Source organism: Rhodococcus sp. NPDC003382 (assembly GCF_053589135.1).
In genome coordinates, this window is sequence record NZ_JBSFRH010000009.1 from 122,523 (window position 1) to 145,697 (window position 23,175).

General features: G+C 66.4%; 21 protein-coding genes. 16 read left to right on the forward strand and 5 right to left on the reverse strand.

The genetic code is table 11. The annotated features are described in order from the left end of the window. The first annotated feature begins 1 nt into the window (after position 1). From ACWDUD_RS09175 to ACWDUD_RS09205, 7 genes are all read left to right on the forward strand, one after another. Entirely contained in the window at positions 2–1,432 is a 1,431-nt protein-coding gene (locus tag ACWDUD_RS09175; protein WP_197251439.1) for an MFS transporter, read from the forward strand. A 33-nt stretch (positions 1,433–1,465) separates the two neighbouring features. Further along, positions 1,466–3,295, forward strand: coding sequence for an N-acyl-D-amino-acid deacylase family protein (locus ACWDUD_RS09180; RefSeq protein ID WP_420750329.1), 1,830 nt, complete (start codon positions 1,466–1,468; stop codon positions 3,293–3,295). Between the two features lie 104 nt (positions 3,296–3,399). Then, a complete protein-coding gene (locus ACWDUD_RS09185; protein ID WP_420750330.1) occupies positions 3,400–3,552 on the forward strand; it encodes a DUF1059 domain-containing protein in 153 nt (50 codons plus the stop codon). Between the two features lie 195 nt (positions 3,553–3,747). After that, positions 3,748–4,629, forward strand: a complete 882-nt coding sequence (locus ACWDUD_RS09190) for an SDR family NAD(P)-dependent oxidoreductase (protein WP_197251393.1) — start codon at positions 3,748–3,750, stop codon at positions 4,627–4,629. Between the two features lie 5 nt (positions 4,630–4,634). Next, positions 4,635–4,868, forward strand: a complete 234-nt coding sequence (locus tag ACWDUD_RS09195) for a ferredoxin (protein WP_420750331.1) — start codon at positions 4,635–4,637, stop codon at positions 4,866–4,868. Between the two features lie 37 nt (positions 4,869–4,905). Beyond that, positions 4,906–6,129 carry a cytochrome P450 gene (locus ACWDUD_RS09200; protein ID WP_197251391.1) on the forward strand — a complete coding sequence of 408 codons (1,224 nt, stop codon included), beginning with the start codon at positions 4,906–4,908 and terminating at the stop codon, positions 6,127–6,129. 96 nt (positions 6,130–6,225) lie between these two features. After that, positions 6,226–7,455: a cytochrome P450 gene (locus ACWDUD_RS09205; RefSeq protein WP_420750332.1), complete on the forward strand. Its 1,230-nt coding sequence runs from the start codon at positions 6,226–6,228 to the stop codon at positions 7,453–7,455. A 57-nt stretch (positions 7,456–7,512) separates the two neighbouring features. Here the strand turns inward: ACWDUD_RS09205 and ACWDUD_RS09210 are convergent, their stop codons facing one another. Together ACWDUD_RS09210 and ACWDUD_RS09215 are read right to left on the reverse strand one after the other, a co-directional pair. Next, positions 7,513–8,664, reverse strand: coding sequence for an acyl-CoA dehydrogenase family protein (locus ACWDUD_RS09210; protein WP_197251389.1), 1,152 nt, complete (start codon positions 8,662–8,664; stop codon positions 7,513–7,515). A gap of 54 nt (positions 8,665–8,718) precedes the next feature. Then, on the reverse strand, positions 8,719–9,888 hold the full coding sequence (locus tag ACWDUD_RS09215) for an aromatic ring-hydroxylating oxygenase subunit alpha (protein ID WP_197251388.1): 1,170 nt from the start codon (positions 9,886–9,888) through the stop codon (positions 8,719–8,721). A gap of 163 nt (positions 9,889–10,051) precedes the next feature. Between ACWDUD_RS09215 and ACWDUD_RS09220 the strand changes: the two genes are divergently transcribed. From ACWDUD_RS09220 to ACWDUD_RS09230, 3 genes are all read left to right on the forward strand, one after another. Continuing rightward, complete coding sequence (locus ACWDUD_RS09220; RefSeq protein WP_197251387.1) at positions 10,052–11,038, forward strand: GNAT family N-acetyltransferase; 987 nt, start codon at positions 10,052–10,054, stop codon at positions 11,036–11,038. Between the two features lie 246 nt (positions 11,039–11,284). After that, positions 11,285–12,109 (forward strand): mycofactocin-coupled SDR family oxidoreductase, encoded by an 825-nt coding sequence (locus ACWDUD_RS09225; protein WP_450109118.1) that lies wholly within the window; start codon positions 11,285–11,287, stop codon positions 12,107–12,109. A 19-nt stretch (positions 12,110–12,128) separates the two neighbouring features. Continuing rightward, positions 12,129–13,616: an aldehyde dehydrogenase gene (locus tag ACWDUD_RS09230; RefSeq protein ID WP_450109119.1), complete on the forward strand. Its 1,488-nt coding sequence runs from the start codon at positions 12,129–12,131 to the stop codon at positions 13,614–13,616. A 69-nt stretch (positions 13,617–13,685) separates the two neighbouring features. Here the strand turns inward: ACWDUD_RS09230 and ACWDUD_RS09235 are convergent, their stop codons facing one another. The 3 genes from ACWDUD_RS09235 to ACWDUD_RS09245 all read right to left on the reverse strand — a co-directional run bounded on the left by ACWDUD_RS09235 (position 13,686) and on the right by ACWDUD_RS09245 (position 16,125). Next, positions 13,686–14,342 carry a TetR family transcriptional regulator gene (locus ACWDUD_RS09235; protein ID WP_197251437.1) on the reverse strand — a complete coding sequence of 219 codons (657 nt, stop codon included), beginning with the start codon at positions 14,340–14,342 and terminating at the stop codon, positions 13,686–13,688. Between the two features lie 84 nt (positions 14,343–14,426). After that, positions 14,427–15,290: an alpha/beta fold hydrolase gene (locus ACWDUD_RS09240; protein WP_450109120.1), complete on the reverse strand. Its 864-nt coding sequence runs from the start codon at positions 15,288–15,290 to the stop codon at positions 14,427–14,429. 43 nt (positions 15,291–15,333) lie between these two features. After that, a complete protein-coding gene (locus tag ACWDUD_RS09245; protein WP_248675072.1) occupies positions 15,334–16,125 on the reverse strand; it encodes an SDR family NAD(P)-dependent oxidoreductase in 792 nt (263 codons plus the stop codon). 112 nt (positions 16,126–16,237) lie between these two features. Between ACWDUD_RS09245 and ACWDUD_RS09250 the strand changes: the two genes are divergently transcribed. The 6 genes from ACWDUD_RS09250 (at position 16,238) to ACWDUD_RS09275 (ending at position 23,161) form a co-directional block, all read left to right on the forward strand. Then, positions 16,238–17,200, forward strand: coding sequence for a PDR/VanB family oxidoreductase (locus ACWDUD_RS09250; RefSeq protein WP_450109121.1), 963 nt, complete (start codon positions 16,238–16,240; stop codon positions 17,198–17,200). A 9-nt stretch (positions 17,201–17,209) separates the two neighbouring features. Then, positions 17,210–18,643: an MFS transporter gene (locus tag ACWDUD_RS09255; RefSeq protein ID WP_197251382.1), complete on the forward strand. Its 1,434-nt coding sequence runs from the start codon at positions 17,210–17,212 to the stop codon at positions 18,641–18,643. A gap of 137 nt (positions 18,644–18,780) precedes the next feature. Next, positions 18,781–20,298 (forward strand): class I adenylate-forming enzyme family protein, encoded by a 1,518-nt coding sequence (locus ACWDUD_RS09260; protein ID WP_450109122.1) that lies wholly within the window; start codon positions 18,781–18,783, stop codon positions 20,296–20,298. Positions 20,299–20,336: 38 nt separating this feature from the next. Continuing rightward, positions 20,337–21,179 (forward strand): enoyl-CoA hydratase-related protein, encoded by an 843-nt coding sequence (locus tag ACWDUD_RS09265; RefSeq protein ID WP_248675069.1) that lies wholly within the window; start codon positions 20,337–20,339, stop codon positions 21,177–21,179. A 188-nt stretch (positions 21,180–21,367) separates the two neighbouring features. Continuing rightward, positions 21,368–21,979 (forward strand): TetR/AcrR family transcriptional regulator, encoded by a 612-nt coding sequence (locus ACWDUD_RS09270; protein WP_248675068.1) that lies wholly within the window; start codon positions 21,368–21,370, stop codon positions 21,977–21,979. Positions 21,980–22,288: 309 nt separating this feature from the next. Beyond that, positions 22,289–23,161, forward strand: a complete 873-nt coding sequence (locus ACWDUD_RS09275; protein WP_450109123.1) for an SDR family NAD(P)-dependent oxidoreductase — start codon at positions 22,289–22,291, stop codon at positions 23,159–23,161. The last annotated feature ends 14 nt before the right edge of the window (positions 23,162–23,175 follow it).

The following is a 23,175-nucleotide window of genomic DNA, read 5'->3' on the forward strand; positions in this document are numbered from 1 at the left end:
CCTGCCGGTCGACAAACGTTCCCGCCGTCACTCGTACAGCACCGATTCCGAATCTCGGATACTCACCCCTGAAGGAACCAACATGTCGCAAATCATCGGATCGGGGGAGGGGCGGGCCGTATCGGGTGCCCGCTCCGTGGTCCTCACCTGCCTGGCCATCACCATCCTCGACGGTGTCGACCTCATCATGTTCGGCGCAGTGCTGCCGACGCTGCTGGAGACCGAACAGTGGGGGATCACCACAGCAACAGCAGGACTGATCGGAAGTCTGTCCCTGTTCGGGATGATGGCCGGCGCCATGCTGGCCGGTTACCTCACCGATCGGATCGGTCGGCGGCCCGTTGTGCTCGCCTGCATCGTGAGCTTCAGCCTGTTCACCGGATTGTGCGCCATCGCTCCGAACCTGGAGGCGTTCGGTCTCTTCCGGTTGCTGGCGGGGCTCGGTTTCGGTGGAGCGCTCCCCACTCTCATCGCTCTCACACAGGAATACGTCAAGGTCGACCGACGGCAGTTCTACAACGGTGTCATCCAGACCGGCTTCCCCATCGGGGGTGTTCTGGTATCCGTTGCCGCCATCTTCATGATCCCGGCGTTCGGTTGGAAGGCGATGTTCGCAGCGGGTGGTCTTCTCGGCATCGTGTTGTTGGTGGTTGCATTCCGGTACCTGCCCGAGTCCATCGCCTTCCTCACCGGTAAGGGCCGCCACGAAGAGGCGCGCGCACTGGCGCAGCGGTACGCGATCGATGCGGGTGCCGAATCGGGCATGGCACTCGATCGGTCGCACAGCACGGGTGCAGCGCCGAAGTCCGGCCTGAAACTGCTGCTCGCCCCGGGCTTCCGGATCGCGACGATCATGTTCCCGCTCATCACCTTCTTCGGCCTGCTCGTCTCGTACGGCATGAACACCTGGATCCCTCAGATGCTGCGGGCTTCCGGCTACGATCTCGGATCGGCACTGACGTTCCTGCTCGCCTTCAACCTCGGCAGCGGGATCGGCATGGTCGTCATCACGGGTCTCGCCGACCGGCTGGGCTCCCGCCCGGTGATTTCGGTGAGCTTCATCGGTGGTGCGCTGGCGGTCTCGGCGCTGACGCTCCAGCCGGCGCAGGCGATCGTGTTCGGATTGGTTCTGCTGATCGGCTTCTGCGCCTCGTCCACGACGGGTGTCTACGGCTTCGTCGGGGTCTACTATCCGGCGGCGGCTCGTGGCACGGCGCTCGGGCTGGCGGTGGGTCTCGGGCGGTTGGGTGGCGTCTGTGGCCCCATCCTCACCGGCCTGATCATGAGTTCCGCCCTCGGAGCGGACTGGGCCTTCTACGCATTCGCGTTCGCCGGAGTTGCCGCAGCGGTACTGGTGGCACTTGTTCCCCGGAGGAATCGGGCCGATCGCGAGACACCCACGGTCGTCGACAGGGCCACCGAGCCGGCTTGAGCGCGACCCGTTCCGACAACCCAGGAGGGTGTTGTGTTCGATCTCTTGATCAAGAACGGCACGATCGCCGACGGTAGTGGCGAACCTGCCGTGGTGCGTGATGTGGCGATCGCCGACGGCAGGATCGTCGCAGTCGAGCCGAAGATCGCTGGGGATGCCCGTGAAGTGATCGACGCGACCGGCAAGCTGGTCACTCCCGGGTTCATCGATGTGCACACTCACTACGACGGTCAGCTCACGTGGGACTCCGAGCTGCTTCCGTCGTCGGGGCACGGCGTGACAACTGTTGTCACCGGCAACTGCGGAATCGGATTTGCCCCTGTTCGCAAGGGATCCGAGGATTGGCTGGTTGCCCTGACCGAGGGCGTGGAGGACATTCCCGGCTCAGCTCTCCACGACGGCATCACATGGGGCTGGGAGACCTTTCCGCAGTACCTGGACGTCCTCGCCGACCGTGAGTTCGCGGTAGATGTGGCCACCCAGGTTCCCCACAGTGCAGTCCGTGCATATGTGCTGGGAAGCCGCGCGGAAACGGACGAATCGGCTACCGACGAGGAGATCGCCGAGATCGCTCGCATCGTCGGCGAGGGTATCGGTGCAGGTGCGGTGGGCGTCGGTACTTCCCGGGTGGCGGCACACCGCGGGTCGGGTGGTGGGATCCTCCCGGGTACCAGGGCTGCGGAGGAGGAGTTGCTCGCCATGGCCTGCGCGATGCGCGATGCGGGTGGTGGTGTGTTCCAGTTGGTGCCCTCCGGGGTCGCCGGGGGTGTAGAGGGGCAGCCCGGCGAACAGTATCGGGCCGGGCTGGGTCGGCGTGATGCCAACACGCTCTCGTCGGAGATCGAGATGATGCGACGACTGCACCGGGCAACCGGGCAATCAATCACCTTCACCTTCGCCGAAAACCTCACGCTCGGCGCAGAGGAGTTCACGAAGGCTCGTGCTCTTGTTGCGGAAGCGGGCAGATCCGGCGAACGCATCTACCCTCAGGTGGCGCCCAGGGCGATCGGCGGTCTGATCTCACTGGCGACCTACCACCCGTTCATGGGGCGTCCCGGGTATGTCGAGATCGCGGATCTTCCGTTGCCCGAGCGGGCACGCCGGATGTCGGAGCCGTCGGTGAAGGCACGGATCCTGGCGGAAGAGGACCTGCCCGTCGACTCCGGTGACCCGCGCAAACACACTCACCTGACGCTGCAGCGCAACCTCGCGAACATTTACAGCCTCCAGGATCTCGACTACGAACCGGACCCGAGCACGTCGATGGCGGAACGCGGGCGGCTCGAAGGGCGGGACCCGCTCGAGGTTCTCTACGACCAGCTGATCGCCGACGAGGGGCGTGCAATCCTCATCTGGTTCGCGACCGGCTTCCTTCACGGAAATCTGAACCGGATCGGTGAGTTTCTCGCCGATCCCCAGTACGTGATGGGTCTCGGAGACGGGGGAGCGCACGTTGCCTTCATCTGTGATGCAAGCTTCCCGACATTCCTGTTGTCGCACTGGGGGTTGCGTCGCCGGGGGCCACGGTTTGCGATCGAGGGTCTGGTCCGCAAGCTCACGAAAGATCTGGCCGACCTGTACGGGTTCGACGACCGTGGCACGTTGGCCGTCGGTAAGCGCGCCGATCTGAATGTCATCGACCTCGCGAGGTTGTCGTTGACGGCACCGCGGCTCGTCGCAGATCTGCCGTCGGGCGCCGAGCGGTTCATTCAGGAAGCGCGCGGCTACGTGGCCACGGTGGTCGCGGGCGTTGTGACGAGACGGGACGACCGGGACACGGGGGCGCGGCCGGGCCGGCTCTATCGAAGGAGGTCGGCGACCGTCCCCGATTCGGTGGTTGTGCAATCTACTCCCGTTAGATAACTTGGTGTGACGCCGCTCACGGACGTCGGTGCTTCCGGGCTTCTCGGTCGCGGACGTGCGGAGGGCGTCGCGATTGCACTGAAGGCGTGGAAAGGCTGTCCGGGATGAGAATGAAGACGAGATTGAGTTGTCCGTGCGGCGTAGCGATCACCGGCGTCGACGAAGACGATCTGGTGACGAAAACCCAGGCGCACCTGAGTGAGTCGCATCCGGGGATGGAGTACTCGCGCGACGAGATTCTGTTCATCGCGTACTGAAGACCTCGCGTACCGAACACCGTGGTCGGTTCGCCGACGGTCCGGCCGTCGGCGACCACCGTGTCTTCGCGGGTTGGTCCTGCTCGGGTGGCGGTCACGGCGCCGAGCCGTAGCGATTGACCGGAGAGGCCCGGAGAGGCACTGTCGTCCAACAACTTCCATTCATCTGTCACAGGTTCGAACAGAGGAGAGTCGATGAAACTCGAAGGCAAGGTCGCGCTGATCACCGGTGCAGGATCCGGGTTGGGGCGTGAGGCGTCGCAGCTGTTCGCGGCGGAAGGCGCGAAGATCGCGGTCGTCGACATCGATCCGGAGCGTGCCAAGGGCACGGTCGAGTTGGTCGAGAAGCAGGGTGGCACGGCCATCGCGGTCACCGCGGACGTGCGGGTGGAGCAGCAGGTGATCGACTCCGTGGCCGCGACCGTTGCGGCATTCGGCAAGCTCGACATCGCGTGGGCCAACGCGGGCATCGTGTCGCGTGGCGGTGTGCCGTCGGTCGCCGGTGGTGAGCAGGTCGAGTTCCAGGATCTGACGGATGCGGACTGGCAGGACGTCATCGGCGTCAACCTGTCGGGTGTGTTCTACACCGCGAAGGCCGCCGTGCCGGCACTGCGGGCCAACGGTGGTGGCGTCATTCTGGCGACCTCGTCGGCCGCGTCGTTCGTCGCATACCACAGCATCGCGGCATACTCCGCGACGAAAGCCGGTGTGAACGGGATGGTTCGGGGTCTGAGTCTGGATCTGGGCAAGTACGGGATCCGAGTCAACGCGATCGCCCCGACGCACGGAATGTCGCCGAACTTCCTGGCCCCGGCGGGTACGCCGGTGGTGGGGCAGTCGTACGAAGAGGTGGCAGGCCCGTGGGATCCGACCGTGTCGCCGATTCCGCTCAAGCTCAATCGTCCGCCGTCGCTGAAAGACAATGCGCGCGCAGCGCTCTTCCTGGTGTCGGACGAGTCGGCGTACATCTCGGGTGTCACGCTGCCGACGACCGATGGCGGCACGCTCTCCCGCGTGGCGATGATGTTCCCGGAGGACGGGAACAATCCTCCGCCGATGGTCACCGGCGAAGAGTAACGATCATGACTGCCCACGACACGGAAACGAAGCGCGGTACGCGCCGCCTCGTCGTGGATCGGTCGGTGTGCGCGGGCCACGGCCTGTGCTACAGCCGTTCCCCCGAGGTTGTCGACTGTGACGACTCCGGCTATCCGGTGATCCTCCAGGACATACTCGAGCTCGAGGAGCACATCGCGGCTGCCGAGGAGGCCGTCGCGGTGTGCCCCGAGCGAGCGTTGACGCTCGAATTCTCCTGAATTGCTCCGAAATACATCTGCTACCAAGGCGGACAGCATGACCGTGACAGACGACCGGTCGACACCCGTGGTCGACTTCGACATCTACGATCCGACACTCGCATACCCGGTGGACACCGTGCAGGAGAAGGTCGCCGAACTGGCGGCCAAGGGGCCTGTGGTCTACTCGACCGCGCACGGCGGCCACTGGATCGTCACCCGCTACAAGGAAGCCCACGAGGTGCTCCGCAACCCGGAGACCTTCTCGAGCTATCCGAACAACCTCGTCAATGCGGGCGACGGCAAATTCCTCCCGCTCGAACTGGATCCGCCGGAGCACACCGCCTACCGGGTGGCGCTGCAACCACTCTTCTCGCCCAATCGGATGAAGGCACTCACCGAGCAGATCCGCGCGGTGGTCAACGAGCTCATCGACGGATTTGCGGGTGACGGTGAGGCCGAATTCATTTCGGCGTTCGCACACGAGCTGCCCACCCGTGTGTTCCTGGCCTTGATGGACTGGCCGCTGGAGGACGCACCCATGTTCACCGAAGCCACCGACATCGCACTGATGGGTAAACCCGGTGCGAGTGAGGAAGAGTCCGCGCAGGCCCGCGCCGAAGCCGCGCAACAGATGTTCGGGTACTTCCAGAAGATTGTCGACGAGCGCCGCGCCAACCCGGGCGACGACGTCACGTCTGTCCTCATCCACACCGAGATCGACCTCGCCGACGGCAAGCGGTTGCTCACGGACGAAGAACTCACGCGCATGTTCTTCCTGCTGCTCATCGCGGGATTGCACACCGTGCAGGGATCATTGGCATGGGCGATCATCCATCTGGTCAACCGCCCCGGCCAGCGCGCGGCGCTGATCGCCGACGACGGGCTGATTCCCAGTGCGGTCGAGGAGATCCTTCGGATCGAAGCCGCGGTCGTCATGGGCCGGCGTGCGACACGCGACGTCGAACTCGGGGGAGTTCGGATCAAGGAGGGCGACCAGCTCATCGTCATGCTGTGCTCGGCCAACCGCGACGCCGACGAGTTCGACGATCCGGACACTCTGGATCTCGAGCGGACTCCCAATCGCCACTTGTCGTTCGGTGCGGGGCCGCACCGATGCCTGGGCTCGCACCTCGCACGACTCGAGCTGTCGATTGCACTCGAAGAACTGCACCGGAGGATCCCCGACTACGAACTGGTCGAATCCGATCCGCCGGTCCTGCACGCCACCCAGGTTCGCGGGTGCCTGCGCCTCCCGATCAAGTTCACTCCGGCGTCCTGATCGTCGGAACTTTCCGTGCCACCCGATCGGCGTATCGATCCGTCACGAACCCCGTGGACGATCGATGCGCCGATCGGCGTTCGAAGGGAGTTCTACTTGACTACTCACGACATCGCAACGGATCTGACGGTCGACTTCGACGTCTACGATCCTGCCCTTGCCGCGCCGGTCGACGTCTTCCAACAGAAGGCCGCCGAACTCCGCGTCCGAGGTCCGATCCTCTACTCTCCGCACTACGGCGGGCATTGGATCGTCACGCGCTACGCAGACATCTTCCGTATTCTGCGTGACGCCGAGACGTTCTCCAGCTATCCGAACAATCTCGTCGACGCCGGCCAGGGCAAATTCATCCCCGTCGAGATCGATCCCCCCGAGCACACGCAGTATCGGCAAGCGCTCCAGCCGCTGTTCGGACCGGCGCGAATGAAGGAGCTCGAGCCGCAGATCCGCGCGATCATCAACGAACTGATCGACGGCTTCGCGTCCGCAGGGCGATGTGAATTCGTCGCCGAGTTCGCGCATGCGCTGCCGACCCGTGTCTTCCTGACTCTCATGGGCTGGCCCCTCGCCGACGCCGAACGGTTCACCGAGTGGACCGATACTGCGCTCCAGGGTATTCCGGGGGCGTCCGAAGAAGAATCCGCCAAAGCGCGTGCCGAAGCGGCGGCGAGCGTGTTCGAGTACTTCGGTGCCTTCGTGGACCGGGTGCGGTCGGGGCAAGAAGACGCCGACAGCATCACCGCGCAGATCATCAACACGCCGATCCGCATGGATGGAGTCGAGCGGCACCTCACGGACGAGGAACTGCGTCGCATGTTCTTCCTGCTGCTCATCGCGGGACTGCATACGGTGCAGGGTTCACTCGGCTGGGCCATGGTGCACCTCGCGAACAACCCGGCGCAGCGGCAAGCACTCATCGACGACAGTGGTCTGGTGCCGGACGCGGTCGAGGAGATTCTTCGCATCGAAGCGGCCGTCAGCATGGGGCGCAGGGCCACCCGCGACGTCGAGATCGCCGGTGTGCAGGTCAAGCAAGACGATCAACTGCTGCTGTTGCTGTGCTCGGCCAACCGCGACGATGCCGAGTTCGACGATCCCGACGCGTTCGTGATCGATCGTGGGCCCAACCGGCACCTGTCGTTCGGGGCGGGCCCGCACCGTTGCCTGGGATCGCATCTCGCCCGTCTGGAGTTGACGCTGGCAATGGAGGAGATCCACCGCCGGATCCCCGATTACGCTCTGGTCCAGAGTGATCCGCCGCTCATGCACGGCACGTCGGTGCGGGGATGCGTGCGGCTGCCCCTCACCTTCACACCGGAATCCTGATCCGTAAGAGGGGGCGGGACCCGATCGGTCGGGTCCCGCCCCTTATTCCTTGGTGGATCAGGCCTTCATCAGATCGCGATGGATGATTTCCTTCATGATCTCGTTGGTGCCGCCGTAGATGCGCTGGATCCGGGCGTCGATGAACGCCTTGGCAACCGGGTACTCCATCATGTAGCCGTAGCCACCGTGGAACTGGACGCCGGCGTCGATGACACGGCCCTGCAGCTCGGTGGCCCACAGCTTCGCCTTCGACGCATCCACCGCGGTGAGGGTGCCCTTGTTGTACTCGCGCACACACCGGTCGATGTAGGTGCGGGAAACCTCCACTGCCGTCTGCAATTCCGCGAGGGTGAAACCCATGCCCTGGAATTCGCCGATGCGCTTGCCGAACGCGGTCCGCTCCTTGACATAGTCGAGCGTCCAGCCCATGACGGCCTCCGCGGACATCTGCGCGGCGATTCCGATCCCGAGCCGCTCGAGCGGCAGGCTCTGCATCAGATATCCGAAGCCCTGACCGAGCTCTCCGAGCAGGTTCTCCTTCGGAACGCGCACGTCCTCGAAGAAGAGTTCGGCGGTGTCCTGGGCGTGCAGGCCGACCTTGTCGAGTTTGCGGCCGCGGGTGAAGCCGGGCATGCCCTCTTCGACGACGAAGAGGCTGAATCCCCGGGATCCCGCCTGGGGATCGGTCTTCGCGAAGACGATGACCAGGTCCGCGAGGATACCGCTGGTGATGAACGTCTTGGAGCCGTTGAGGATCCAGTGGTCGCCGTCGGCCACCGCACTGGTGGTGATGCCGCGGAGGTCGCTTCCGGCGGCGGGTTCGCTCATCGCGATCGCGCCGATCGTCTCACCGGTGACGAACCCCGGCAGCCAGCGCTGCTTCTGCTCGTCGTTGGCGTGCCGGAGCAGGTAGTTGAGGACGATGTCGTCGTTGGTCGAGAAGCCCGACTGCAGGGCCGACGCACCGACCCGCGCGATCTCGGACTGGATCACTACGCGGAAGCGGTAGTCCGACTCGCCGGGGCCGCCGTACTGTTCCGGCACGCTCAGACCGAGCAGGCCCTGCTTGCCGGCGGCGAGCCAGGTGTCCCGGTCGATGAGCCGGTCGGCATCCCACTTCTCCAGATTGGGGACGACGTGCTTGTCGACGAAACCCCGAACCGAATCGCGGAACAGTTCATGGTCGTGTTCGAAGAGATCGCTCTCCACGTAAAGCCTCCTGGTGGCGGGGCGCCCGCAGGCGCCCCGCCGTCGTGTTCGGGATCAGTTCTCGCTGACCAGTTTCTGGATCTCGCGCCGGAAGACCTGGTTGGCGACCTCGTTCCGGCCGAGGAGCATGTTGCCGGCGTTGGCGCTGGCCATGGCCCGCTGCGAATCGCGCAAGATCGGGAAGTCCTCGTTGTGGAGGACGGCGATGAGGATCTCGACGTTCTTGTCCCAGAGCCGGTTCCAGCGCTCCTCGGTCATTCCGCTGTCCTCGACCGTCGGGCAGATCAAACGGATCTCCATGCGGCACAACTGTGGGTCGCTCGGATGCGGGCGGAAGGTGAGCAGCTGGAAGTGGTCGGGCTGGCGGAGCAGGGTGCTGTTGGGCCCGATGAAGTGGGTCTCGGTGGTGTGCTCGGCCAGGCTGCGGTCGCCGGGATCCTCCTCGATCCACCGGTCGATGGTCTTGCGCAGGTTCATGAACCGGCAGTGGTGACCGAAGTCCTCGAAGGACATCACGTTGGTGTGGATGTGCTTGGCGGCAGTGTTCGGGTGCGCGTACTGGATGTGGTAGCCGTCGAGGAACGCGTCCTGCATCAGCTTCCAGTTGACGGGCTCCTCGAACACCTGGACGCGGGTGCTCACCAGCTTGTCGAGGTTCTGCGAGGCCAGGATGGCATCCATCTCGGGTCCGAGCCAATCCGCGACGTCGATGGTGGCGTCGGCGTCGTCCACGACCCAGATGAAGCCGTGCCGTTCCTCGGTGGGGAGCTGGACGAGGTTGCGCTGGTCCCGGTCGGCCTCACCGAAGGTGTTGTCACGGGTGATCGTGCGCAGCGTGCCGTCGGTGTCGTACGACCAGCGGTGGTACGGGCAGGAGAAGAGGCGGCAACGGCCCTTCTCCTCCTTCTCGACCATGGCCCCGCGGTGGCGGCACTGGTTCACGAGGGTCTTGACACTGCCGTCGCGCTGGCGGACGACGATGACGTTGTTCCGCGGCATCTGCAGGGTGAAGAAGTCTCCCGCGCGAGGGATCTCGGACCCGTGCGCAACGATGGTCGGAACGCGACCGAACACGCGGTCACGTTCGAGCTTGGCCGTTGCCGGGTCGACGAATTCGCCCGGTTCGAACCAGGTGAGGTGCTCGTATTCGTCGGTGGTGTCGTTGCGCAGGTGGTCGAGCGCACGGCGAATGCGCTCCTCGCGGGGAATTCCGACCTCTGTCATGGCTGCCTCCAGGCGGTGGTTCGGATCGATGGCGCTAAATCTAACTCAAGTAGGTTTAAGTGTAAACCCTGGGGATGCTCACGGAAGCGTTACGGTCATTGCGGCCGTATACCGATGGGCATTAGATTTACGACAACGAACCGGCAGATGAGGAGCGGACAGGATGATCTCGTATCAGTGGTGTTCGGAACTGGATCCCGACGATCGCGACGAGGTGCTGGCGCTGGTTGCCACGGCCGCCGAGTACGACGAGGAAGCGGGCTTCTCCCGGATCCACGCCGCCGACGTCACCTCGACGAGCCGTGACGGCGCACGGGTGTACCACCTGCCGATCAAGGCACGCCGCGACCTGAGTGCCCGGGAGGACGCCCCGCTGGTGATCGTGGCGTACCTGCACCTGCACGTCGACGACGAGGGGCTCGGCACGGTGCAGTTCGTGGTCCATCCGGACTATCGGTCGCGCGGGGTGGCCACGATGCTCGTCGAGGAGATCGGCCTGGACACGACCGGGGACGGCGGCTGGGAAGGCACCGGTGCCGTGGCCCTGCGCTGCTGGGCGTACAGCACCCACCCTGCGTCCGAGCGGCTCACGCGACGGTTCGGCATCCCGGCGGTGAGCAGGCTCTGGACGCTGTTCCGGCACCTGTCCGGGCCGTTCGCGGTCCCGCTCGACGAGGCGGTTGCGCGCGAGGACATCACGATCGGCGAGCCGCGGCCGCTCGGGGACGCGGCGGTGTCGAAGGCGATCGACGAGGTGCTGGACTCGGCGTCGCTGGTGCCCGCCCAGCGTGAACGTCTCGCCGACGAGATCCGCCTCGGGTCCGGCAGTGTCGTCGCCGCAACCGATCCGTCCGGGGCGTGCGTGGGATTCGTCTGGTACGACCCCGCCCTGTTCACGCACAACGAATTGGACGCGGCCTCGATCCGAGCCCTCGTCCTCACCGAGGCCGCCCGGGGCGCGGGCGTCGGGACGGCCCTGCTCACGACCGCGCTCGGAGCGCTCCGCGAGGCGCGGGCGCAGATCGCCCTGATTCGCATCGATCCCGACGACGCGTCGGCGGTGCGCATGTGCCGGCTGATGGCGTTCGAGCAGGAGGACGAGCACTCCTGCTACCAGGTCGGCGAGTGGGCCGAGGTGCCCAGCTTCTGATCCTGCGTCCCTGACGAGAGGGAGGTTGTGTGCGGAATCCTCGGGGATATCGCACACAACCTCCCTCTCGCCCGCCTTTCGCGGCAACGAGACAAATTACGAAGTATGTTCGGTGTTGACCTAAAGGGTGTAGGCAACTACCGTCTGTGGTGTGGTTCACAGGCGATGAGGTGAGTCACCGCCTTCATCGCATTCATTCGTTGTCCCGCACTGCAGTCGGGACGTGCAATCCGCAGAGGAACAATCATGGGTCGACTCGAAGGCAAGGTCGCTTTCATTACCGGTGCTGCGCGGGGCCAGGGCCGCTCGCACGCCGTCCGGCTCGCCGAAGAGGGCGCGTCGATCATCGCGATGGACATCTGCGATCAGATCCCCACCGTGTTCTATCCGATGGCCACCAGCGACGATCTCGCCGAGACCGAGCGTCTGGTCAAGGAGGCCGGAGGCTCGATCGTCACGTCGGTGGGCGATGTCCGCAATCTCGAGGATGTCCAGCGGGCTTACGACGCGGGCATCGCGCAGTTCGGCAAGGTCGACATCGTGCTGCCCAACGCCGGCATCATGCCGGTCATCGGACCCGGTGAGCAGCGCCAGGCCTGGCACGACGCGATCGACACCATGCTCACCGGTGTGTGGCACGTGCTCGAGGTGACGGTGCCGGATCTCGTCCAGCGAGGCGAGGGCGGATCGATCATCATCACGAGCTCCGCCGCCGGCCTCACGAGCATCGGCCTGAACACCCTGCCCGGTCAGGTCGGATACACTGCCGCCAAGCACGGCGTCGTCGGACTCATGCGCATCTACGCGAAACAGCTGGCTCCGCACAGCATCCGGGTGAACACCATCCACCCGACCGGCGTGAACACCCCGATGGTCGCCAACGCCGAATACGGGGAATTCCTCACCGCCAATCCCGATGTGGCCGCGGACGAGTCCTACAAGAACCCGATGCCGGTCGAGCTGGTCGAGGCCGTCGACATCAGCAACGCCGTCGTCTACCTCGCCTCCGACGAGGCCCGCTACGTCACCGGTGTCACGTTCCCCGTCGACGCCGGCTACAACATCCGCTGAAGCGAAGGAGCTTTCACGCATGTCCACCACCGAAGCCACGACATCGACGATCCCGGCGATCGCCGACCGCGAGCAGGTGTTCATCGGCGGTCGCTGGGTCGACTCGACCGGCGACGAATGGGTCGACGTCGTCGACTCGTTCTCCGAGGAGAAGGTTGCGCGGGTACGCACCGCTACCGTCGACGACGTAGCCAAAGCGGTTGCAGCGGCGCGTGAGTCGTTCGACAAGGGCGAGTGGGCGTCGCGCACCATGGCCGAACGCGCCGATGTCATCGACGAGATCGCCGACCGCCTCGAACAGCGCCTCGACGAACTCACCACCATCGGCGTCGTCGAGGTCGGCGTCCCCGTGAGTGTCAGCGGACCCACCCAGCAGATGATCGGTGGTCTGTTCCGGGCGGTTGCCGCGGTGGCCCGCACGTTCGAGACCAGCGAGGAGCGTCCCCGCGCCGGCGGTGGCGTGTCCCGCATCGTCAAGGAACCGACCGGTGTGGTCGCGGCGATCATCCCGTGGAACGGCCCGGTCGGCACGATTGCGTTCAAGCTCGCCCCGGCGCTCGCGGCCGGCTGCTCGGTCGTGCTCAAGACCGCTCCGGAGGCACCGCTCTCACCGTCCGTGTTCGCGGACGTCATCGCCGAGCTGGTCGCGGAAGGCCGTATCCCCGAAGGCGTCGTGAGCGTGCTGTGCGCCGATCGTGAGGTGTCGGAGACCCTCGTCACCAACCCGGACGTCGACCACATCACGTTCACCGGCAGCACCGCCGCGGGCCGTCGCATCATGTCGCTGGCGAGCGAGCGCATCGCGCGGGTCTCCCTCGAACTCGGCGGCAAGTCCGCGGCGATCATCCTCGACGACGCCGACATCAACCACGTGCTGCAGACGCTGCCCATGGGTGGCTGCATGCAGTCGGGTCAGGCCTGCATCGCCCTCACCCGCGTCCTCGTCTCCCGCAAGCGGCACGACGAGGTGATCGAAGCGCTGAAGGCCGCGTACGGCGCCCTGCCGATGGGCAACCCGTGGGAGCCGACCAACTTCCTCGGCCCGCTCGCGTCGAAGCGTCAGCAGGACCGCGTCCTCGGGTACATCGACATCGCCAAGGAGGAAGGCGCCAAGGTCGTCCTCGGCGGCGGACGTCCGGAGGGCTTCGACAAGGGCTTCTTCGTCGCACAGACGCTGCTCGACGACGTGGCACCCGATTCCCGCATCGCGCAGGAAGAGGTCTTCGGGCCGGTCATCTCGGTGATCACCTACGAGGACGAGGAGGACGCGATCGCGATCGCCAACAACTCGATGTACGGCCTGTCGGGTGCGGTGTACACCGAGGACATCGACCACGGCTTCGACGTGGCGCGGCGCATCCGCACCGGAACCATCAGCGTGAACACCGCGACGATGGACTTCACCCTGCCGTTCGGCGGCTACAAGCAGTCCGGCCTCGGCCGGGAAGGCGGCATCGAGGGCCTCGAGGAGTTCTTCGAGACCAAGACCGTCCACATGCCTGCCTGACACGGCTCCACAAAGGCGACGCCCCCGCGGATTCGATCCGCGGGGGCATCGTTGCGCTTGTCGCCCTATTCAGTTCGCCGAAACCGTCAGTTCCTCGGTCTGCCCGGCCGACTCGCTGCGCATCACCCCGTACAGGAAACTGCGGATCATCTCCTCGAACAGCTGGCGGGAGGTGAACTCGTTCTCGGCGAGCGCCCGGGCGAGCAGCGGCTGCGATTCCGGATCGACGTGGGGGAAGATCGTGTTCTTCGTGCTCGGCTTGCGCATGGCCTCGGTCAGCACCGCACCGAGGGTCAGCCGCTCCATGCCGTCGAGAATCTGGACGTGCAGGCGGGCCGGTACCCCGGACTTCTCCAGGAACTGCGCGGTGTCCTCGTAGCTGCCGATCAGCAGGTCGCGGGGAAGGTACTGCAGCAGGATCGGTGCGGCGTTGCGATGCTTGAGGATCGACTTGCGGAAGTTCGAACTCAGGGTCACGAAGTACTCGGGCCATCCCGGGCCGGGCTTGCGCCGTGGCAGCGGGATGTTGCCGGCGATCTCCTGCGCGACCGCGGCGAGGATCTCCGACTTGTCGGCGAAATGGTGGTAGAGGGACGGCGCCCGCACCCCGAGGTGCTTCGCCAGGCGCGGCAGGCTGAACGCATCGAGTCCCTCGGAGTCGATGATCTCGATGGACGCGGCCACCGCGGACGCGCGACTGATGAGAGGCTTCGACGGTCGGGCCATCATTCGCTTTCGGCTAGTACGGTCCTCCGGGCAGGTCCGCTCGAAGGGTGGAAGAAATCGTATCCGTTCCGGTCGACCCGGCGGTCACGCGGTGAGCACGGCCTCTTCGAGGAACTCCACCAGGCCCCGGCTCAGCACGTCGTTGTCGTCGCCGCCCACCATGTGCCCCGCGCCGCCGACGTCGATGTGCCGTGCCCCGGGGATCAGTTCGAGCAGTTCGCGCGCACCCTCGGTGCTGACCACATCCGACTGGGCCCCGCGAATGAGCAGGGTCGGCACCGTGACCCCGCGAGCGGCGGCCCGTGCACGTGCTTCGCGCTCGGCGGCGGCTTCCGGAAGGTTCGTCCGGTGGGACAGCATCCGCGGGTCCCAGTGCCAGTACCAGCGGCCGTCCCGTTCACGCAGGTTCTTGCGCAGTCCCTCCAGCCGCGGGGGACGGCTCCGGTGCGGGTTGTAGGCGATCACCGCGTCGAGCGCGTCGTGCAGGCTGTCGAAGCCGGCGAGTCCCGCCCGCATGAATCCGGTGATCTTGGCCAGGCCCTCGGGTTCGGATTTCGGGGTGATGTCCACCAGCACCAGTGCCCGGGCGACTCCCGGGTGATCTCCCGCGGCGATGAGCGAGGCCATCCCGCCCATCGACGCACCCACGAGTACCGGTGGTTCCCCGAGTTCGTCGGCGATCGTGCGGATGTCGCGGGCGTGCGCATCGCTGCTGTAGTCGCCGTCGTGGGCCCAGTCGCTGTCGCCGTGCCCGCGCGCGTCGACGGCGTAGGCGCGCCAGCCCCGATTCGCGAGGCGGATTCCGGTGCGCTGCCACGAGTGCCGTGTCTGCCCGCCTCCGTGCAGCAACAGGACCGTGCCCTTCTGCTCGGAGGCCGGTTCCCAGAGATCGGCGGCCAGTGAAACCCGGTCGCCGCGAAGCCTTGTCGTGCTGGTGGAGATCGTCATCGGTGTGTCGTCCCTTGGTCGTCGGAATCGGTGTCCGAGAAAATCAGTGTCCGGAGGTGCCACCGTCGACGGCGAGCGTCGATCCGGTGATGTAGCCGGAGGCTCGGCTGGCGAGGAACACGACAGCGGCGTCGATCTCGCGCTGCGTGGCGGTGCGACCGAGCGAGCAGCCGCGCAGGAACTCCGCGAGCGTATCCGACGACATCTCGGAGATCAGGTCGGTCTCGACGAAACCGGGTGCGATCGCGTTGACGCGGATGCCTTTTCGCTGCGACCACTGGTGGGACAGATCCCGGGTGAGGCCGATGAGACCGGCCTTGCTCGCGGCGTAGGCGGCCTGGGGGAGAACCGACTTGATCAGGCCGAGCATGCTCGCGACGTTCACGATGCTCGAACCGGGGTTCATCACGCGGCCGCATGCCTGCGCCGCCCAGTAGGCGCCGAACAGATTCACGTCCATGACGGCGCGGAAATCTTCGGGCCGCTCGCGTGTCGAGGGTGCGGAATGGGTGACGCCGGCGTTGTTGACCAGGATGTCCAGGCGGCCGAACTCGGCGATCGTGGCTTCGGCGAGTGCGGTGCACTGCTCGGGGTCGGTGACGTCGGTGGGGACGACGAGGCAGCGGCGGCCGGTGGCCTCCACCGCCGGGGCGACGGCCTCGAGGCGGTCGCGCCGGCGCGCGGCGATCACGACGTCCGCGCCGGCCTCGGCGAGGGCGCGCGCGAAGCCGGCCCCGAGGCCGCTGCCGGCGCCGGTGACGACGGCGACGGACCCGTCGAGCCTGAAGAGGTCGAGGACCGAGTCGGCGGGGTGGGCGGTATCTGTCGAGGTCATGCGGTGTTCTCCCGGTGCTGCGTGCGGTGTGGTCGCGGGTGCGCCTTGCGCGCCCTAAAACTAATTACATAAGATTAGCGTGTAGGCGAGGTCCAGGGGAGTGGGAGCACTGATGGCCGCACACAGCAACTCGGAGCAGGACAAGATGCAGGTGATCGGCAAGGACGTCGTCGCGGACGGCGTCGTGGCAGTGCGATTCGCCGACCCCGACGGTGGGCGCGTTCCCGCATGGGATCCCGGCTCGCACATCGACATCATCATCGACGAGTCGACGGTCCGGCAGTATTCGCTGTGCGGCGACCCGGCCGACGACACCTGCCTCACCGTCGCGGTCCTGCGCGAGGAGAACGGGCGCGGTGGCTCGCGGTGGGTCCACGACTCGCTGCAGATCGGCGACCTCGTCAGCATCGCCGGTCCCCGCAACAACTTCCGCTTCGAGCCCGCGCAGTCGTACCTCTTCGTCGCGGGCGGAATCGGCATCACCCCCTTGCTGCCCATGGTGCGGGCCGCGGAAGCGGCCGGCGCCGACTGGCGCCTGCTGTACGGCGGGCGCACCCGCGCGAGCATGGCCTTCGCCGACGACCTCGCCGCCCGGTATCCCGACCGGGTCCTGCTCCGTCCCCAGGACGAATACGGCCTCCTCGATCTGGCGGGCGAGCTCGACGCCGTGGCCGCCGGCACCGGCGTGTACTGCTGCGGGCCGGAGCCGCTCCTGCAGGCCATCGAGAACGAGTGCCGCAACCGTGCCGGTATCGCCCTGCACGTCGAACGGTTCGCGGCCAAGGAGCGTCCGGCCGATGCCGTCGACCAGGCGTTCGACGTCGAGCTCCGGCAATCGGGCAGGACGATCACCGTCGACGCGTCGGAGACCCTTCTCGACGCGGTACTCCGCGCCGGTGTCGACGTGTCGTTCTCGTGCCGCGAGGGGACGTGCGGCACGTGCGAAACCGCCGTGCTGGACGGCGTGCCGGATCATCGCGACTCGGTGCTCACCGAAGACGAGCAGGCCGAGAACGACTGCATGATGATTTGCGTATCTCGCAGCTGCACAGCGAAGCTCACCCTGGACCTCTAGATCCGGCCTATGGTGACCCAACGACTCGCCACCGCGAGGGGAGGGGTACGCAACCCCACCGTCCCGCCCGGTGTGCTGATTCCTGCACTGTGTTTCGTCGTGATGATCACGGCGGTCATGCAAACCGCCGTGGTGCCGCTGATGCCGGCGATGGCGACGCAACTGGAGGCGGGTACGAACGCTGCCGGGTGGATCGTGACGGCGAATCTCCTCGCCGCCACCGTTTCCACCCCTCTGCTCGGAAGGCTTGCCGACCGGCGCGGGCCACGGAAGGTACTACTCGGGATTCTCGGCGTGGTGCTCGTGGGGTCCTTGCTGTGCGTTGCGTGGGACTCGTTGCCCGTGCTCGTCGCCGGCCGTGCACTGCAGGGGACTTCGTTCGCTCTGTTCCCGATTGGGGTTGCCGTCCTGCGCAGCGCACTCGGCTCGCATCGGCTCACGCCCGCGCTCGGCGTCATGTCCGGAACGATGAGCGTCGGGGGCGGTGCGGGAATGATCGCGGCCGGACTGCTCTACCGAGAGGGCGACGACTATCGCCGCGTGTTCTGGTTGCTGGTGGTGCTCGCGCTGCTCGCTCTTGTCATCGCCTGGGCGGTGGTGCCCCGCAGCGCCGGTTCCGGTGCCGGAGCGGGGTTCGACGTCCGGAGCGCACTCGGGCTCGCGATCGGCCTGTCCGCGCTACTGCTGGCACCGGCGCAGGGCGGGACCTGGGGCTGGGTGTCCGTACCGACGCTCGGTTGTGCCGCCGGCGGTGTCCTCGTGCTCGTCGCCTGGTACCGGCACCAACGACGGTGCGCCGAACCACTGGTGGCTCCGGCCCTTCTCACGGCTCGCGCGGTGGCACCGGCGCACCTCGCCGCGTTCCTGGTGGGCATCGCGATGTTCGTGCAGTTCTTGGCGATTGCGATGTTCGTGCAGGTCTCCCGCGGCGACGCGGGGTACGGGTTCGGCGCGTCGGTCCTCGTGACGAGTCTGGTGTATCTGCTGCCGGGGCAGGTCGTGGGCGTCGTCGCGGCCGCGATCAGCGGGTTCCTGGTCCGCAGGTTCCGTGCAGACCGGGTTCTCGCGACGGCGTGTGCCGTCGGCGTGTGCGGGTTCGTGTTCCTGATTCTGGCCCACGACCATACCTGGCAGATGATCACGGCGGTGGCGATTCTCAATGCATTCGTCTGCGTCGCGTACGGCGCGCTGCCGGCGATGCTCGTGGAGCACGTGCCGCTGCGGGACACCGGTGTTGCGAACGGTGTCAACGCAATCGCGCGGACGTTCGGCAGTTCGCTGGCCGGTGCGCTGGTGGGAACGCTGCTCGCGTCGAACACGATCGCGGAGACCGGCATTCCCTCCGAAGGAGCGTATGTGGCCGTCTTCGTGGTCGGGGGAGTGACGGCACTGGCTGCGGGACTCGTCGCGAGCGTCCCGCGCTTTGCAAGTAACAGATTTTGATTGACGTCTCACAGAAATGCGGATAGCGTGGATCACACGCGACGTGAGGACCCCGTCTCCTCGATTCATTCGCGCTGAAAACTTCTGGGGACAAACCCGATTCGGATTCTTCTCGGTACGGGAAAGGCAAGGGAGACATGGCTACCACCGTCGGCTCGGCATTGCATTGGTGGGCGAAGACCAAAGGCGAGCAGAACGCGATCATCGTCGCGGGCGAAGCCCTCACTTATCGCGAGCTCCAGGATTGGTCGAGCCGCATCGCTCGCGCCGTCGTCGATCGCGGAATCAAGCCCGGCGAGCGGGTGGGCGTGCTCGGCCCGAACTCGCTGACCTGGCCGGTCGTCGCGCTCGGTGTGCTCAAGGCCGGTGCGGTGCTCGTTCCGCTCAACCCGCGTTTCAAGCCCGCCGAGCTCCGCAAGGTGGTCGACGATGCCGGCGCCGTCCTGGTCATCGGACCGGCCGAGTTCACCGGCACGGTCGAGGAGGCCCGAGAGCTCGGCGACACCTTCGCCACGCTCACGTTCGACGACATCACCCCGCTCCGCGAGGGCGAGCAGGACGACTTCCGTGTCGACCTCGACCCCGACGAGCCGACGGCACTGCTGTTCACCAGCGGTTCGACCGGGCTGTCCAAGGGTGTCATCTGCACCAACCGCACCCTGCTCAACATCGTCTTCGAGGCCACTCTCACCGAGGAAGGCTTCCGGCCCGGCTCCACGTCGCTGCTGGTGCTTCCGCTCGTGTTCACCCCGGGTCTGGTGTGGGGCCTGATCATGACGACCGTCCTCGGCGGCACCCTCGTGATCGAGAAGGAACTTGATCCGGGACGGGCGGCCACGCTCCTCGGCGAACGCAAGGTGCAGGCGATCTTCGGTGTGCCGCTCATCTTCGAGGCGATCTCGCGGGCACCCGAATTCGAGAAGGCCGACCTGTCCTCGCTGCGCACCGCGATCGTCGGTGGCGCCGCGGTCGCGCCGGCGCTGCTGAAGCGCTGGGCCGACAAGGGCGTCGCGTTGCGCCAGATCTACGGCATGACCGAAGCCGGTGGTGTCGCGACCGCGACGCTCGTCGCCGAGGCGTTCGATCACCCGGACTCGTGCGGCTCCGGCTCGATCTTCACCGAACTGAAGGTCGTCCGTGACGACGGCACCGACGCCGACCCGGGCGAGGAAGGCGAAATCCTGCTGCGCGGTCCCGGCGTGACCCCCGGGTACTGGAACGACGAGGAGTCCACCGCGTCCGCGCTGCGCGACGGCTGGCTGCACAGCGGCGACCTCGGCACCCTCGACGCCGAGGGACGCGTCAAGTTCGTCGATCGTCTCAAGGACCTCATCATCACCGGCGGCATCAACGTCTCGCCCGTCGAGATCGAGCGCGTCATCGGCGAGATCCCCGGTGTCCAGGAGGTCGCGGTGATCGCGGCGTCCGACGAGCGGTTCGGCGAGACCCCGGCAGCGATCGTGACCGTCGGCGACGGTGTCGACGAGGCGACGATCATCGAACACTGCGACCGGTTGATGGCCGATTACAAGGTTCCGCGTTACGTCGTGATCCGCGACGAGCCGCTGCCGCGGCTCCCCAGCGGCAAGCTGTCGAAGACCGCGATCCGGTCCGAGTACAAGGACGTGTCGGAGCGTTTCGACAAGGTGCGCTGACCTACACAGGTCCGCGGGCCCCGGAAGGAAGCAATCAAGTGCCCGAAGCAGGAATCGACGACATCGTCGTCCTCGAACGTCGCGACGAGATCGCGATCGTCAGACTGAACCGACCCGATCGGCTCAACGCATTCACCAACGAGATGTGCCACAAGCTCGGCGCGATCTTCGACGAGACGGATGCGGACGACTCGGTGCGGGCGGTCGTCCTGACCGGAACCGGACGTGCGTTCTGCGCCGGCGCCGATCTCGCGGCCGGTGGCGACACGTTCGTCCTCGGCGACGATCCCGAGACGGGAGGGGCCCCGCCGGACACCGGAGGACAGGTCTCGCTGCGGATCTACCGGTCGCTCAAGCCGGTGATCGCGGCGATCAACGGACCCGCCGCCGGGGTCGGTGTCACCATGACACTGCCGGCGGACATCCGAATCGCAGCGGACACAGCCAAATTCGGTTTCGTGTTCGCGCGGCGCGGGCTCGTGCCGGAAGCCTGCTCGACGTGGTTCCTGCCGCGGGCGGTGGGAATCTCGACCGCGGTCGAGTGGACGGTGGGTGGCCGGATGGTGCCGGCCCAGGAAGCACTCGAGCGTGGGCTCGTCCGTGAGCTGGTTCCGGCCGATCAGGTGCTGGACCGGGCGGTCGAGCTCGCCCGCGAACTCGTGACCGGCACCGCGCCGGTCTCGGTCGCGCTGACCCGTCAGCTGATGTGGCGGATGCTCGGTGCACCCGAACCCGAGATCGCGCATCGTGCCGAATCGATCGGCATCTACGTCCGTGGCACGTCGGACGACGTGAAGGAAGGGGTCGAGGCGTTTCTCGGCAAGCGCGACCCCGAGTTCCCGAACAGGGTGTCCGACGGACTGCCCGATCTGTTCGAGTAGCCGACGAGAACAGAACCCGCCTGTGCGGGTCGCGAACGCCCCGGGGGGTCGACCTCCCGGGGCGTTTCGCTTTGTGTCACAGGGTGCGGTGGTCCGGGCAGGCCCGCGCCGACTCGTTGACAAGTGACGCATCTTGTATCATCAAACGAAACTTTTCTGCCGGGAATCGACATTTCAGGAGCAATGCAATGGCGCGACGGAGGGGGAGCGTCCTCAGTGACGACACGGAGGAGGCGCGCGCGCAGATCCTGAAGGCCGCCGAGTCGATGTTCCAGCGGTACGGCGTCTCGAAGACGACGATGGACGACATCGCCAAGGAAGCGGGTGTTTCGAGGCCGACGGTCTACCGTTACTTCGGCGACCGGGACTCACTGATCACGGCCCTGATCGAGGCGCGATCGCGTCGGTTGTTCGACAAGGCGCGCGCGTATCTCCGCGAACGGAAGACACTGGCCGATCAGATCGTCGACGGCCTGATCTTCCTGGTCGAACGGGGCCGTCACGATCCGATCGTCCGGCTCATCGTGAGCCCCGAGCACATGGATCTCGCGACCGCGCTGGTCGGCAGCACCGGTCTGGCGGCGCGGCTCACATACGAGATGTGGGCACCGTTGCTCGCGGAGGCGCGCGAGCGCGGCGAGATCCGGGAGGGTCTGACCGACGAGGAGATCTGCGAGTGGATCGCGCTCGTCCAGCTCGTCCTGGTCGGGCGCATGGATTTCAGCTCGGAGGAGGACCCCGAGAATCGGCGGATGCTCACGAACTTCCTGCTGCCCAGCATCGTGGCGCAGTCCGCGTGACGGCCTCTGCCGTCGTCGATCGGTAGGTTTCGAAGCAGCCCAGCGGCTTTCGGTCCGCGACCACCCGGCCGGCCCCTTCCCTCCACGGGACGGGGCCGGCCGCTTTTTTCGATCGCTCACAAAGCACTTTACAAATTTCGATTGACGTCAGCTGTAGCGTGGCGGTAATCTGGGTCACACGCGGCAAGCCCCTCGCTGAGGTGGGACGACGGCATCCACTCCGGGCCCTGAAACGGCAGGAGGGTCGGAACCGCTTGCCGCCCAGTGTATTTACCGAATTCCCAGCAGCCCATGAGCAGAGGAGCTCGCATGAAACTCGAAGGCAAGGTCGTTCTCATCACCGGTGCGGGTTCCGGACTGGGTCGCGAGGCCTCCCAGTTGTTCGCCTCCGAAGGCGCCAAGATCGCCGTCGTCGACATCGACCCCGAGCGCGCCAAGGGCACCGTCGAACTCGTCGAGCAGCAGGGTGGCGAGGCCATCGCGATCACCGCCGACGTCAGCAAAGAACAGCAGGTCGTCGACGCGGTCGCCACCACGGTCGATCGCTTCGGCAAGCTCGACGTGGCCTGGGCCAACGCGGGCATCGTCTCGCGCGGTGGTGTCCCGTCCGTCGCCGGTGGTGAGCAGGTCGAATTCCAGGACCTGACCGACGCCGACTGGCAGGCAGTCCTCGGCGTGAACCTCAGCGGCGTCGTCTACACCGCCAAGGCTGCGGTGCCGGCGCTCCGCGCCAACGGTGGCGGTGTCATTCTCGCGACCTCCTCGGCAGCGTCCTTCGCGGCCTACCACAGCATCGCGCTCTACTCGGCGACGAAGGCCGGCGTCAACGGCCTGGTGCGCGGCCTGAGCCTGGACCTCGGCAAGTACGGCATCCGCGTCAACGCCGTCGCTCCCACCCACGGCATGTCCCCGAACTTCCTTGCGCCCGCGGGAACTCCGGTCGTCGGCAAGTCCTACGAAGAGGTCGCCGGCCCCTGGGATCCGGGCATCTCGCCGATCCCGCTCAAGCTCAACCGCCCGCCGTCACTCGGCGACAACGCGCGTGCCGCCCTGTTCCTCATCTCGGACGACGCCGCCTACATCACGGGTCTGACCCTGCCGGCCACGGACGGCGGCACTCTCTCCCGCGTCGCGATGATGTTCCCCGAGGACGAACTGAAGCCCACGCTCGAATCCAACTGATTTCGCGCGCAGAG

Bases quoted from the DNA above. Each gene is read 5' to 3' on its own strand.
- ACWDUD_RS09185 (WP_420750330.1), top strand. From the start codon at position 3,400: ATGAGAATGAAGACGAGATTGAGTTGTCCGTGCGGCGTAGCGATCACC.
- ACWDUD_RS09190 (WP_197251393.1), top strand. From the start codon at position 3,748: ATGAAACTCGAAGGCAAGGTCGCGCTGATCACCGGTGCAGGATCCGGG.
- ACWDUD_RS09195 (WP_420750331.1), top strand. From the start codon at position 4,635: ATGACTGCCCACGACACGGAAACGAAGCGCGGTACGCGCCGCCTCGTC.
- ACWDUD_RS09200 (WP_197251391.1), top strand. From the start codon at position 4,906: ATGACCGTGACAGACGACCGGTCGACACCCGTGGTCGACTTCGACATC.
- ACWDUD_RS09215 (WP_197251388.1), bottom strand. From the start codon at position 9,888: ATGACAGAGGTCGGAATTCCCCGCGAGGAGCGCATTCGCCGTGCGCTC.
- ACWDUD_RS09220 (WP_197251387.1), top strand. From the start codon at position 10,052: ATGATCTCGTATCAGTGGTGTTCGGAACTGGATCCCGACGATCGCGAC.
- ACWDUD_RS09225 (WP_450109118.1), top strand. From the start codon at position 11,285: ATGGGTCGACTCGAAGGCAAGGTCGCTTTCATTACCGGTGCTGCGCGG.
- ACWDUD_RS09230 (WP_450109119.1), top strand. From the start codon at position 12,129: ATGTCCACCACCGAAGCCACGACATCGACGATCCCGGCGATCGCCGAC.
- ACWDUD_RS09235 (WP_197251437.1), bottom strand. From the start codon at position 14,342: ATGGCCCGACCGTCGAAGCCTCTCATCAGTCGCGCGTCCGCGGTGGCC.
- ACWDUD_RS09240 (WP_450109120.1), bottom strand. From the start codon at position 15,290: ATGACGATCTCCACCAGCACGACAAGGCTTCGCGGCGACCGGGTTTCA.
- ACWDUD_RS09245 (WP_248675072.1), bottom strand. From the start codon at position 16,125: ATGACCTCGACAGATACCGCCCACCCCGCCGACTCGGTCCTCGACCTC.
- ACWDUD_RS09250 (WP_450109121.1), top strand. From the start codon at position 16,238: ATGGCCGCACACAGCAACTCGGAGCAGGACAAGATGCAGGTGATCGGC.
- ACWDUD_RS09255 (WP_197251382.1), top strand. From the start codon at position 17,210: ATGGTGACCCAACGACTCGCCACCGCGAGGGGAGGGGTACGCAACCCC.
- ACWDUD_RS09260 (WP_450109122.1), top strand. From the start codon at position 18,781: ATGGCTACCACCGTCGGCTCGGCATTGCATTGGTGGGCGAAGACCAAA.
- ACWDUD_RS09270 (WP_248675068.1), top strand. From the start codon at position 21,368: ATGGCGCGACGGAGGGGGAGCGTCCTCAGTGACGACACGGAGGAGGCG.
- ACWDUD_RS09275 (WP_450109123.1), top strand. From the start codon at position 22,289: ATGAAACTCGAAGGCAAGGTCGTTCTCATCACCGGTGCGGGTTCCGGA.